9 protein-coding genes are annotated in these 13,232 nt (G+C 69.9%); 1 reads left to right on the top strand and 8 read right to left on the bottom strand.

The window, feature by feature from the left end; translation table 11 throughout:
* Positions 1–70 precede the first annotated feature (70 nt).
* The gene (locus EUA98_RS09170; RefSeq protein ID WP_130102378.1) at positions 71–2,629 is read left to right on the top strand and encodes a helix-turn-helix transcriptional regulator; all 2,559 of its coding nucleotides are present in this window, start codon (positions 71–73) and stop codon (positions 2,627–2,629) included.
* Positions 2,630–2,647: 18 nt separating this feature from the next.
* Here the strand turns inward: EUA98_RS09170 and EUA98_RS09165 are convergent, their stop codons facing one another.
* The 8 genes from EUA98_RS09165 to EUA98_RS09130 all read right to left on the bottom strand — a co-directional run bounded on the left by EUA98_RS09165 (position 2,648) and on the right by EUA98_RS09130 (position 13,154).
* Positions 2,648–4,033, bottom strand: coding sequence for an MFS transporter (locus EUA98_RS09165; protein ID WP_207219025.1), 1,386 nt, complete (start codon positions 4,031–4,033; stop codon positions 2,648–2,650).
* A 15-nt stretch (positions 4,034–4,048) separates the two neighbouring features.
* Positions 4,049–4,900 (bottom strand): MaoC/PaaZ C-terminal domain-containing protein, encoded by an 852-nt coding sequence (locus EUA98_RS09160; protein ID WP_130102377.1) that lies wholly within the window; start codon positions 4,898–4,900, stop codon positions 4,049–4,051.
* Positions 4,901–4,952: 52 nt separating this feature from the next.
* A complete protein-coding gene (gene caiC, locus EUA98_RS09155) occupies positions 4,953–6,542 on the bottom strand; it encodes a crotonobetaine/carnitine-CoA ligase (protein ID WP_130102376.1) in 1,590 nt (529 codons plus the stop codon).
* A complete protein-coding gene (caiB, locus tag EUA98_RS09150; protein WP_130102375.1) occupies positions 6,542–7,753 on the bottom strand; it encodes an L-carnitine CoA-transferase in 1,212 nt (403 codons plus the stop codon). Before caiB ends, caiC begins: the two co-directional genes overlap by 1 nt.
* An 87-nt stretch (positions 7,754–7,840) precedes the next feature.
* The gene (gene caiA, locus EUA98_RS09145; protein WP_130102374.1) at positions 7,841–8,974 is read right to left on the bottom strand and encodes a crotonobetainyl-CoA dehydrogenase; all 1,134 of its coding nucleotides are present in this window, start codon (positions 8,972–8,974) and stop codon (positions 7,841–7,843) included.
* Positions 8,975–9,045: 71 nt separating this feature from the next.
* On the bottom strand, positions 9,046–10,017 hold the full coding sequence (locus EUA98_RS09140; RefSeq protein ID WP_130102373.1) for an alpha/beta hydrolase fold domain-containing protein: 972 nt from the start codon (positions 10,015–10,017) through the stop codon (positions 9,046–9,048).
* Complete coding sequence (locus EUA98_RS09135; RefSeq protein ID WP_130102372.1) at positions 10,014–11,327, bottom strand: MFS transporter; 1,314 nt, start codon at positions 11,325–11,327, stop codon at positions 10,014–10,016. The genes EUA98_RS09140 and EUA98_RS09135 overlap by 4 nt, the downstream gene beginning before the upstream one ends.
* Positions 11,328–11,429: 102 nt before the next feature.
* Positions 11,430–13,154, bottom strand: a complete 1,725-nt coding sequence (locus EUA98_RS09130) for a bifunctional 3'-5' exonuclease/DNA polymerase (protein ID WP_130102371.1) — start codon at positions 13,152–13,154, stop codon at positions 11,430–11,432.
* Positions 13,155–13,232: the final 78 nt, after the last annotated feature.

Below are 13,232 nucleotides of genomic sequence, written 5' to 3'. Positions count from 1 at the left end.
TCGCGCGGACCGGGTCCGCTGCCTCCAAACGTCCCGGATCGAACCTCGATCCCCCGGCTACCGTGCCAAGGTGACCGACGAAGGCCCGCTCCGCACGGACATCACCAACGAGATCGCCGGCTACCTGCGGGCGGGGACGAGCGTCGAGGTCGTGGGCATGCGCTCCTCCGGGCGCTCCGCCGTCCTGACGCGCGTGAGCGAGCAGCTCGCATCCGAGGGATTCTCGATCACCCGCATCGCCGGCGTCCGGGCCCTACGCGACCGGCCGCTGAGTGCGCTCGCCGTCACGGGCATCAACCTCGCACTGTCGTCGGGCCTGCAGTCGTTGACCTCCGCTGTCGACGAGCTCGAAGACCTGTTGTCGTCGGGGCCCGCCGTCCTGGTGGTCGACGACGCGGACGATCTCGACGCGACCACCGTCGGCGCCCTCGCCGCGGTCCGCCTGCGACTGCGTATCCCGATCGTGGCGGCGACGCTGCCCGCTGCGCGCGGACGGTCCGACGCGCCAGGCCTGACCAACGAGCTGCGCCCCGCGGTGCGCGTCGCCCTCCCTCCCCTGCGCTTCGACGAGGTGCACCGCCTGGTGCACGTTCTGCTCGGTGGCCCCGTCGACCCCACCGCGGTGGCGCGGATCGCGGCGAAGTCCGGCGGGCTGCCCGGTCTGGTGTCGGCCATGGTCGCCACGGGACGGCGCGCCTCGCGCCTGGCGCCGCGCGGCGGGATCTGGGTCGCCCGGGGGGACCTCTGGACCACAGCCCTCGCACCCGCGGCGGAGCAGTTCCTGACAGATCTCGACGAGGCGAGCCTCGAGGCGATCGCCCTGGTGTCGTCCGCCGGAACCCCGACGATGGAGGCTGCCCTCCACGCCATCGCGCCGGAGACCCTGGCCCGGCTCGACGACGTCGGCCTGCTCCGGGTCGTCCGCGAGCGACACGACACCGTGGTGGGCGTCTTCCCACCGCTGGTCGCCGAGTACTTCACGCACGAGGGGTCGATGACGCGCCGGATGCTGGTCTGCGGCCAGCTCGCCCCGGCCGGCGTGGAGGACTCGCGGGGTCCGGTCCTCGCGCCCCGGTCGCTGCACCTGCCGGGGACCGACCCGATCCTGAGCCGACGCTTCGCGGGGCACTGGCGGGACGAGGTGCAGGCTCGACAGCGCGAGTGGGAAGCGGACGCCAGCCCGTCGAACGCCGTCCCGCTCATCCGGGCTCTCCTGGTCTCCAGGGCGCGCCCGCACGAGGTCGAGGCGGTCCTGGCGGCGACCGTCGTTCCCGGGGCGGACCCGCGGGCACTCGCCCTGTTCGTCACGTGGCACGCCCTCTATGAGGGCCTCGTGCTCGGCAGGGTCGACGCCGCACGCGCATTGCTGCACGACCGGCGATCCGCGCTCCAGGGCTTCGACGGGCTGCTCCGCGCGACCGAGGCGCACCTCGAGCTCGTCACCGGCTCGGTGCCGACGGCCGCCCTGCTCGCGCCCGCGGCGCACGACGAGGACCAGCTGTCGACGGACAGCGTCGTGGTCGCCCGCGCCGAGGCTCTCGTCGCGGCCGGTCAAGCACCCGCAGCACTCACGCTGCTCGAGGGGTTCACCACCCCGTTCCCCGCACTCGAGGAGTCGGCCGAGGCGACCCGCGAGCTCGCCCTGCTCTACATGTGCGACCTCGAGGGTGCGGTGACGGCTGCCCGCGCCCGGGTCGGGCGCAGCACGGGCCACCTCGACCCCGGTGGGGTCGAGGCTCACGCGTACGTGGCCGGCCTGGGCCTGGCGCTCCAGGGCCGCCTCCTCGAGCTGGACGCACTGATGTCGTTCGTCCTGGCGCTCGCCCCCATGCCCGCCCACCGGACCCATGTCCAGACAGGCCTGCTCTGGCTCGCCGCGGATGCCGCTGCCTGGCAGGGCCGGACGGCGTATGCCCACTCCCTCGCGCTGCAGTCGAGCGCGTACGGGCACGGTCGAGGACCTCACCCCGGCATGACGTCCGACGGCATCTCGGCCGAGCTGCGAGGAAAGGACCCGGCTGCGTCCGCCGACGAGCTCTGGGCGCTCGCCGAGGAGCGGCTGGAGCACGGCTTCATCCCCGCCGGCATCATCGCGGGCGTCTCCGCGGTCGAGCGTCGACCCGACGCCGTCTGGGCGGCTCGGCTCGCCGACGCCGCGGCCCGCTGCGACTCGCCGCTCCTGTCACATCTCGGGGACTACGCCGTGGCGATCGCCTCGTCGGACCCGGATCGGTTGGCCGAGCTCGAGCCCCGGTTGCTCGCCGCGGGGATGCGGCTCTACGCCGTGCGCACCGCCGTGGCCCGGTCCGTGCGGATGCTCACCGCGGGTGACGTCACCGCGGCGGCCGCGCATGCCGACACCGCCTGGCACACGGCAGGTCTGCGCGGTCGGGACCTGTGCGGACTGTTCCGGCCGTTTGACAAGGCCGTCTGCCTGACCGCTCGCGAGCGGGAGATGGCGATCCTGGTCGCGCGCGGGATGAGCTCGCAGGAGATCGCGACCCTGAAGGTCCTGAGCGTCCGCACGGTCGAGAACCACATCTTCAGCGCCTGCCGGAAGGTGGGCGTCAAGAACCGGGAGAGCCTCGCCCACGCCGCCCAGACCTGGCTCTCCTGCGCCGTCGACTGACGGGTCCCGCCGCGCGCCTCAGCGCAGTCCCGCGGGCGCGCGCCGGGCCGGGGACGGGTGCTGGTCGCCGGCTGGCTCGCGCCGTCCGAGGCGGAGCTGGCTCGACTCGCCCAGGGTGAGGCCACGAGTCTCCGGAGCCAACGGGATGGCGACGAGCAGACCGACCGCGGAGATCACCGCTCCGGCGACCATCGTCGCCCGCGTGCCGTGGGTGCTGAGGAATCCCGGGAGCACGTACATGGCGACGACGGTGCCGATGCGGCTGAGCGCCATGGCGGCGCCGACCGCAGACGCCCGGATGTCGGTCGGGAACAGCTCGTTGGGGTAGAGCCACTGCAGGTTGCCGGGCCCGCCGGAGAAGAACGCATAGACGGCGAAGCAGACGATCACGACCCACGTGCCGGCCACCGGCAGGGCGCCGAGGACGGCCAGGGCGAGAGTCATGATGGCGAAGCTGCCGATGAGCAGCCGACGCCGACCCATGGAGTTGGCCCAGAACATGGCCGGGATGCAGCCGATCATGAAGAAGGTGCCGATGAGCACCTCGCCGAGCACGCTCAAGCGCCCCTCGCTCAGGCCGAAGGCCGCCATGATGCGCGGACCGAAGGTGTAGATGGCAAACATCGGCACCGCCTGGCACAGCCAGATCGTCCCGACGAACACCACCTTCGACAGGTTCCGCGGCTCGAACAGCGCGCGGTACCGGGTCTTGGTCGACGGTCCGGGCTCGAGCTCGACGTGCGCACCGAACATCTGCCGAAGGATCGCCTCGGCCTCGGCGATCCTGTTCTTGCTCGCCAGCCAACGCGGCGACTCCGGGATCCCCCACCGGCCGATCAGGATGACCAGGCACGGGACGACGGCGCTGCCGAGCATCCAGCGCCAGCCACCATCGACGTCGGCCAGGAGGTACCCGACGATGTACGCGGCGTTCGCGCCGACGTACCAGATCGCGGCGATGAAGCCCATCGAGATCGCGCGGTATCGACGCGGGGTGAACTCGGCGACCATCGAGGTGGCGATGGGATAGTCCGCGCCGATCACCAGACCGATCCCGAATCGCATCACCACCAGCATCAGCGGTGTCGTGACGAAGGCCGTGCCCAGCGAGAGCAGCAGGATCGCCACCACGTCGATGAGGAACATGCGCTTGCGGCCGATGCGGTCGGTGATGTAGCCGCCGATCGACGTCCCGAGGAACAGCCCGACCAGGGCCGCGGCGCTGATCGCCGAGATCCACCCGCCGTCGAGCGCCAGCTCGTCGTTGCGCACCATCTGGTCGATCGCGACCCCGATGATCGCCAGAACGTAGCCGTCCAGGAACGGACCGCCGCTGGAGAACAGCGTCACCTTCTTGAGGAAGGGCGTCATCTCGACGTCGTCGAGCAGCACCCGCTCAGCCACGAGAGCTCACCGCGTTCAGGACCATTCGATGATGCCGAAGTTCAGGTACGGCTTGGCCTGGGCGAACGCGTCGATCACACGGAAGTGCACCACACCCTCGCCCATGACCCACATCTGGGTCTTCAGCGTCGCACCGGGCAGCACGGAGGCGGTGATCCGGGTCTTGAACCGGGTCAGGCGCTCGGGCTCGCCGGGGATGACGCTCTGGATGAAGTGCCGGCTCGCCACGCCGGCGAAGCTCACCGCGTGCAGGATCGGCTTCATCTGCCCATTGGCGCGGGCGTAGTCCCAGTCGACGTGCTGGGGGTGGAAGTCGCCCGAGAGCCGGTAGATCAGGGCCTGGTTCTCCGGGACCCGCTCCTCGACCTCGAAGTCGGGCTCCCGGTCGGGGATCTCGACGACGTCCTTCGGTGCGGCCGGACCGCCCCAGCCGCCGTCGTAGATCAGGCAGTCCCAGCTCTCGTTGGTGAAGAGCAGGTTGCCCTCCTCGTCGTACGTGTCACCGACGTGCTGCGCGAGCAGGCCACGCCCCTCGCCGCGGTCGAAGAGGCCCTTGAGCAGCACGGAGGTGCTCAGCTTGCCGGACAGCTTCGTGATCGGCCGGTGGAACGTGAGGTCGAAGCCCCAGTGGAGCGAGCCCGCGTAGTTGTACCCGTAGTCGATCGTCTTGGTGACCTCGCTGTCCACGATCGGCATCGCGCCGAACATCGGCAGGACCTTGAGGTCCTTCTCGTACACGTACTCCAGATCCGTCCGGCCATCGGCGCCGCAGCCGCAGCCGAGCGCGAACAGGATCAGGTCCTTGTAGTCGTACTCACGCTCGAACGGGCCGAACGTCTGCCCGACCATCTCCGTGTTGATCGCCATTGCCGTACCTCTCACTTGTTCTCGTGCCGTCCTGACCGCGTTCGCCGGCGCCTCACCCAAGGCGGCTCTTCTCGACCTTGTAGCTGCTGGTGTGCGGCAGGGCTGGCACGATCTCCACGACGGTGGGCACCTTGAACCCGGCGAGCCGGGTCCGGCAGTAGTCCTGCGCGTCCTGCGCCGTCAGCGCGGCGCCCGGGGCCAGCACGACGAACGCCTTGACGGCCTCGTCGTGGATCGGATCGGGGACGCCGATCACCGCCGCTTCGCAGACACCCGGGCAGTCGGTGAGGACGGCCTCGACCTCGGCCGGGGAGATGGTCTCCCCCGCGCGCTTGATCAGGTGCGTGCGCCGTTCCACGAAGGTGAACCAGCCCTCCGCGTCGACGTAGCCGAGGTCACCGCTGTGCATCCACCCGTCACCGGCGGCTGCCGCCGCGGTCGCCGCGGGATCGTGGAAGTACTCCTTCATGAGCGTGCGGCCGGGGACACCGCGCACCTGGATCTCGCCCACGACGCCCGGGGGCACCTCGCGACCGTCGTCGTCGGCGATCCTGGCCTCGTAGCCCCGGCCGATCCGCCCGATGGACGGCCAGCGGCGTTCGCCGACGGGTGGGTCGGTGATCACTCCGACGAGCGTCTCGCTCGTGCCGTACGAGTTGAGGATGCGGGTCGCGAAGCGCTTCTCGAAGCGAACCTTCTCCTCGTCCGTGATCGGCAGGTAGTACAGGACCTCACGGACCCGGTTGTCCGCCTCCCAGTCCCCCGGCGGCTGCAGCAGCATCGTCCGTACGATCATGGCGATGCTCTGGACCACCGTCGCCTCGTGGTGGCACACCTGCCGCCAGAACGACCTGGCGCTGTACCGCTCCAGCATGATCAACGTCGCGCCGGTATGGAGCACCGGCATGAGCGCGTTGAGCTGGAAGTTCACGTGGCAGGCGGGCATGGTCGTGAGCAGCCGGTCCCCGGACGTGAGGTTCGCCTGCCACTGGACGAAGATGCCGGAGAACAGCAGGTTGGCGTGCGTGAGAACCACGCCCTTGGACCGCGCGGTCGTCCCGGAGGTGAAGACAATTCCGGCGACGTCATCGCTGCCCAGCGGCAACGACTCCGTCCGGCGGTCCGGCTGCGCGTCACGCGCCGTCTCGAACGAGATCGTTCCCGGCACGGGCTCCCGGCTCCGGGCGAGCAGCGCGTGCGGGACGGCGATGTGGTCGGTGCCGGGACCGCCGGCACCGTAGAGGGCCAGGGAGTCCGCCTCGAACACCACCGCGAGCACACCGACCCGGGAGATGATGTCGGCGCACTCCGCGCGCGTGCTGCTCGGGTGCAGCGGCACCATCACCGCGCCGATCGCGGTCAGACCGAACATGCACATGAGCAGCTCGGGGCTGTTGCGCAGGTGCACGGCGACGGCGTCGCCCCGCCCGACACCGAGCGACCGGAAGAGGTTGGCCGATCGGGTGATCAACGCGTTGAACTGTGCGTACGTGTACTCGACGACGACCCCGGCACGGTCCTCGAAGACCAGGAACGTGCGCTCACCGCACTGCGCACCCAGGTCGTCCCACAGGTCCCGCAGGGTGCGGTTCCCCACGGGGTCCGCCTTGTCCTCGGCGCCTCGCCCGAGCCCGACCTCCATCAGTCCCGCCTGACCGTGCCACGCTCGGCCAGCTCCGCGATCTGCTCGGCCGTGTAGCCGGCCTCGGCGAGGACGACGTCCGTGTCCATGCCGAGGGTCGGCATGGGTCGCCAGATCTGGCCGGGGTTCCTGCTGAACTTGGGGAAGATGCCGACGCCCTTGACCGGGACCCCGGCCTGCGTCTGCCACTCGACGAAGACCTCACGCTGCTGCACGTGCTCCTCGTGCGTGAGCGCATCGAAGTCGAGGATCGCGTTCGCCGCGATGCCGACCGCGGAGAACTCCTTCTCGACCTCCGCGGCGTCCTGGGTCAGGAGGAACTCGTCGAGCTTGCGCTCGATGAGCTCAGCCTGCGGCCCGTTCAACCACAGCGCGCTGGTGTCCTCCGGGTAGTCCTCGGTCCCCCACAGGTGACCGAGGCCGATGCGCTCGAGCAGGTACTTGTTCTGCTTGACCCCGTAGGCGCAGAGCCCGAGGAAACCGTCGCGGCACTTGTACTCGCCGATCGCGCAGAGGTTCTGGTGCCGCGCGCCGGCGCGGGGGTAGGTGATGCCCTCGTTGAGGTAGTCCATCATGTAGTAGGCCCCGACGCGGAGCATCACCTCGTACATCGCGACGTCGACGCTCTCCCCCACCCCGCTGCGCTGCGCCTTCTGCAGCGCCGCGAGCGCCGATCCGACCACCATGAGCGACGTGAAGTAGTCCCCGACGTACGGTGCGGGGGCCATGGGCTGATCCGGTGTCCCGTTCTGGGACAGGTAGCCGCTGTACGCCTGGACCGTCAGGTCGTAGGCCGCGCGCTGGATCCGGTCCTCCACCCCGGTCTGACCGAACCCGGACACGTGGACGATGACGAGCTTGGGGTTGTGCTCCCACAGCACCTCGTCCGTGATGCCGCGCCGCGCGTAGGTCGGGCCCTTGCTCGACTCGATGAAGATGTCGGCACCCTCGATGAGCCGGAACAGCACCTCGCGGCCGTCCTCGGAGAACGGGTTGAACGCGATGCTGCGCTGGTTGCGGCGCTCCATCTCCTTGACGTAGGCGGTGTCCCGCATCGAGTCCCCCGTGCGGGCGTTCTCGATCCACACGACATCCGCGCCCCACTCGGCCATGAGGGCGGCCGCCGTCGGCGCGGCGATCTCCACCGCCGAGTACACGACCTTCACGCCCTCCAGCACACCGAAGGCCGGGACCGCTGACTCGTTCGCCATCTTCGCTTCTTCCCTCGTGTTCATCGGGCTCGTCGCTGCCGTGTTCATCGCGCGCTGCGCGCCGTGTCTATCGGGCTCTTCGCGCCGTCAGCGGTATGCCTTGAGGACAGCCCGGCCGGAGGTGAGGATCATCATCTCGTCGGTGCCGCCGGAGACCCGGTCCACGCGGAGGTCGCGCCAGAACCGTGCGACCCGGTGGTTGCCCGTGATGCCGATCCCGGCGAAGACCTGCAGAGCATCGTCCACGACCTCGAAGGACGCCCGAGCGCAGTAGTACTTGGCCATCGAGCAGTCGCCCCGGCCCATGAGCCCGTTGTCGAACTTCCACGCGATCTCGAAGAGCATGTTGCGCATGTTCGTGAGCCGGATCTGCATGTTGCAGAACTTCTCCTGGGTGAGCTGGTAGCGGGCGATCTTCTCGCCGCCCTGCTCGCGCTGGTTCGCATAGCGCGCGGCGTCCTCGAACGCGCAGTACGCCATCCCGTAGTCGGAGCACGCGACGAGGAACCGCTCGAAGTCGAAGTCGTCGACCCCGCGGGCGAAGCCCCGGCCCTCGGTGCCGAACAGGTCGGTCTCCGCGAGCTCCACCTCGTCGAAGTAGATCTCGCAGCAGCTGTCCATGCGCAGCCCCAGCTTCTCGAGCGGCTCCTTGGTGATCCCGGGCAGGCTCATGTCCACGAGCCACTCGGTGAAGGTGTCGGGGTTCGCGGAGTCGCGCGACATGACCACGAGGTAGGGCACGTGCGCGCTCGACGTGATGAACGTCTTGTGGCCGGTGAGGTAGACCTTGCCGTCGCGCCGGGTGTAGGTGGTCTGCAGCGCACCCAGGCCCGAGCCCGCGCCGGGCTCCGTCATCGCCGAGTTCCAGACCTGCTTGCCGGTGCCCTGGTAGGCCATGATCTTGTCGATCTGCTCCGCGGTGCCCTCCCGCAGGATCGTGTCCCAGGCCGGGAGCTGGTACAGCACGTACGTGGGCGCACCCAGCCGACCGAGCTCCGCCCACACCGCGGCGAGGGTGACCCACCCGGACCCCATGCCGCCGCGGTCCTCCGGCAGCAGGATGGAGTCGACACCGAGGGCGGCGAGCTGCGCGACGAACCGCTCCGGGTACTGGTGGGCCTCCTCGCACTGCTGGAAGTACGCTTCCCAATTCTCCTGAGCCATGAGCTCAGCGACCGTCTGGACCATGAGCTGCTGGTCCTCGTCGAGGCTGAAATCCATTGTGTTGCCCTTCGTTGTGTCGTGTGGTTCTGGGGTGCTGCGGGCGCACGGGCGCACAGCGCAGCGGGTCGCTAGCGCGCGGTCGCGGCGAGCAGGCCGCAGTAGAAGTCCGCACCGTCCGCGAGCGCCTCACCGGCTTCGGGGAGCATCCGCGAGTGATGCAGGAAGCCGTGCAGCACTCCCTGGAAGACCCGCAGGCGGTGCGGCACGTCCGCCTCCTGGAGCAACGCCGACAGCGCCAGGCTGTCGTCACGCAACGGGTCGAGACCCGACGCCGCGATGTAGCAGGGAGGCACACCCGCGGACAGGTCCGCGGACAGGCAGTCGAGGTACGGGCTCTCGAGATCGAGCGGCCCGGTCGTGTAGCAGCGCAGGTAGTAGTCGAGATCGGCCCGGGCAAGACCGTCCCACTCCCCACCGAAGAGCCGCTGGGAGAGGGAGTCCCGCAGACCGAACATCCCGTAGTAGAGGATCAGGCACCGGATGGCCTGGCCGGGGGCCTCGTCTCGCAGGTAGAGGGTCGTCGCCAGGCACAGGTTTGCTCCACCGGAGTCGCCGGCCAACGAGATGTGGTTCCCGTCGATGCCCAGCGCGGCGCCGGCCGCCCTCAGGTGCTGGACGACCGCCGCGCACTCGCGCACGGCCATCGGGAACTTGGCCTCGGGCGAGAGGCTGTAGTCCACCCCGACCACCACGGAACCGGTGCGCTCCGCGAGCGTGCGCATGATCCGGTCGTGCGTGTCCAGGTTGCCCACGACGAACCCGCCGCCATGGAGGTAGACGATGCACGGTCGGCCGCTCGCGCCCGACGGACGATGAGCCCGGATCGGGATGTTCCCGGACGGTCCTGGCACGAGGTCATCGACGGTCGCGACCATCACCGGCCCGCCCTCGTTCCAGAAGACCCGCTCCAGCGCGTAGCGCCGGCGCATCTCCTCGAGGGCCACGTCGGTCTCGAACGCGTCGTCCGACAGCGCGGTCTGCCGGTCGAGCACAGCCCGCATCTGCACGGTCACGCGCGCCAGGACGTCCGGGGTCTTCATGCTGCGACGCTCGCCGCCTGGACCCGCTCGAGCTCGGGGTCGGTCGCCGGGTACCGCTTGATGTACCAGCGCAGCAGGACCGACGACCCCGCCGCGAGAACTCCGCTCACCGCCAGGATCAGGAAGATCTTCGGGTAGGCCGCGTTTCCCTCGTTGTCGATCATCCCGCCGAACCAGGCGCTGGAGAACGTGTCCGGAAGGAAGCCGACCACGGACAGGATGCCGGTCGCAGCGCCGAACATCCCGAGCGGGACCTTGCCCTCCGTGAGCTGCGACGACACGATGCCGAAGACTCCGTTGGCGATGAAGCCGAGGAGCACCGCGATCCCAGCCGCGACCATGATCATCCCGGAGTTCACCGGCATGACCGCGAGGACGACCAGCGCGACCGCGGTGGCGATCGAGCCGATCCAGATCACGCGTGCCGGCGAGTGCGCCTTGTGCGCCAGACCACCGAACGCGGGCCCGGCCAGCAGGGTCACGCCGTAGGTGCGCACGATGCCGACCACCGAGACGATCACCAACGACGCCGAGAAGACGTCCGTCAGGTACGGCGTCGTGTAGGTCACGCCGGTGTAGTAGAAGTAGACGAAGAACATGGTCATGGCGCTGATCCACACGACGGGGCTCTTGAGCGCCGCGAGGGAGTCCGAGATCTTGAAGGACTCGCCGCCACCCGCCAGCTCGTTCTCGAACTTCGGGATGAAGATCAGCGAGAGAATGCCGAGCACCAGGATCAATGCACCAAGGAATGCGAGCAGCACCGTCACGGCGGTGTCAACATTGTCCGCGAAGGCGTTCACGATTCCGAGGTTGACGAAACCGACCACCAGACCGGCGGCACCGTAGAACCCGTAGCTCAGCCCGATGTTCTTCGCATACTCCGCTTCCTCGGAGATCAGCCTCACCAGCTTGTAGCGAATTCCCCACCAGATGAGGATCGTGGTGATGCCCATGCCGATGAAGACCACGACCAACGTGCCGTACGAGGGCAGGGCCGCATAGACGAAGGTCAGCAACGCGGTGCTGATGAATCCCACCGAGGCGAGCGTCCGGACGCGCACCTTGTCGGCGATGATGCCCGAGGGGAGGTAGCAGATGGTCGCCGTGATGGCGTACGCGGAGAGCAGCGCACCCAGCTGTGCGTTGGTCAGGTCCAGAGAATCCATCAGCGGGTCGTAGAACACGCTCTTCAGATACGCCGGCGTGTAGATGATCGAGCTACCGATACTGACCAGAATGAGGAGGAACCACCGCCGAGCCTTTGACAGGTCCGCGGGATTCTTCTCGTCAGTCACGACACGTCGCATTTGCCCCTCCTTGGGATTGCACGCTCCTACGCTGGAGCCGCGCCCAAGGATCAGCCGCCCGCTGGGCCGACCGCTGGGACCGACGTCCCAACGGAAGTCCGCCTAGGTACGGGCCGGCCCGAAGGTGAGTACAGGCAGTGGCGTCGCCGGGTACTCCTTGCCGGCCTGGTCGTAGGAGTCCACGACGGCGACCTCGAGCGCGAAGTCGACGGGCGAGTCACCGAAGAGCAGCCGCCCCGCTTCGGCTGCGGCCTCGCGCACCGCGGTGGCCACCTCGTCGGCGACGGCGGCAGGGGCGTGCACCATGACCTCGTCGTGCAGGAAGAACACCAGGTGGGGGCCTCCGTCGAGGGCCCTGAGCCTGCGGCGCAGCGCGGCCATCCAGCACAGGGCCCATTCCGCTGCGGTGCCCTGGACGACGAAGTTGCGGGTGAACCGCCCCCATTCCCGGCGCCGACCGCGCGCCGCACGGGCGTCGTCCGGCCGGGCGTCCTCGCCTGCGGCACGCTGCACGACGTCCTGCCAGAGCTGGCCGGGCAGCGGCGACGACCGTCCCAGCCACGTGGAGACGATCTCACCGCGCTCCCCCGCGCGGGCCGCGTCCTCGACGAGCTTGACCGCGTGCGGGAAGGCGCGGGTCAGCTGCGGCATCAGGACCGCGCTCGGGCCGGTCGTGGCGCCGTAGATCGCGCCCAGCATCGCGTACTTCGCCTCCTGCCTGGTCGCCACGATCCCCGCGTCGACGACCCCCTGGTACAGGTCGGCCCGTCGGCCCGCCGCGGCCATGTGCTGGTCACCGGACATCGCGGCGAGCACCCGCGGCTCGAGCTGCGCGGCGTCGGCCACCACCAGGCGCCACCCCGGATCGGCGCGCACGGCCGACCGGACGCTGGCCGGCAGCTGCAGCGCCCCGCCACCGCTGGTGGCCCACCGCCCGGTCACCACCCCGCCGGGAACGTACTGGGGCCGGAACCGCCCATCGCTGACCCAGGTGTTCATCCAGGACCAGCCGTTCGCGCTGAGCAGGCGCGCGAGCTTCTTGTACTCCAGGAGCGGGGCCACCACCGGGTGCTCGAGGGTGCGGATCTCCCAGGTCCGCGTCGAGGTGACGTCCAGGCCGGCCGACCGCATCGCACGCAAGAGCTCGGGCGGTGAGTCGAGGTTGACCGACGGGTGCCCCAGCGACGCGCGGACCTCCTGGGCCAGGGCCTCGAGCCGCGGTGGCCGACCGCCCCCGCGCGGGCGCGCCCCGAGCGCTCGGGTGAGAAACGCGTCGTGCACCGTCGTGCTCCACGGCATCCCGTCGTGCTGCATCTCCGCGGCGATCAGCGCCCCGGTCGACTCGGCGGCGAGCAACAGTCGCAGTCGGCCCGACGACGCGGCCCCGGCGACGGCGGCCAGCTGCCGCCCGAGCTCGGCCAGGTCATCGACGAGCCGCGCTCCGCGTGCCGGTCCTGCCGGGTCGTCGAACAAGGTGAGCGCGGCCCGCTCCGGCTCGCCCCGCTGAGGTTCGTCCCACTGGCTCGGCGGAGCGAGCGAGAGCGCGGAACCCTCGCACGCCGCACTGCGACGCACGATGGCGTGACACAGCCGCAGGTCGTGGCACCGCTCGACGCGCACCCCGGCAGCAAGCAGCCGCGGGTACCAGCGGGCGGTGTCGTCCCACACCCAACGCGGCCGAGCCTGCTCCCGCGCGGCCACCAGCCCGGGCAGCCCGCTCCGGTCGATCGCGGTCCGCTCGCCGGCCACACCCTCGTCCGTGACGTCCTGGACGACGACGCCGCCGTCCGGGCGTACGGGGTCGTCGGTGAGCACGAGGAAGGGCACGTTGCATTGTCGTCGACACCACCCACACGTTCCTCTCACGACCGCGTCCGCCCTGCCGATCAAGGGGACATCAGGGGA

Origin of the sequence: Pengzhenrongella frigida (genome assembly GCF_004168625.1) — a bacterium.
Classification (GTDB): domain Bacteria; phylum Actinomycetota; class Actinomycetes; order Actinomycetales; family Cellulomonadaceae; genus Pengzhenrongella; species Pengzhenrongella frigida.
This window is presented reverse-complemented; position numbering and strand designations above follow the sequence as displayed.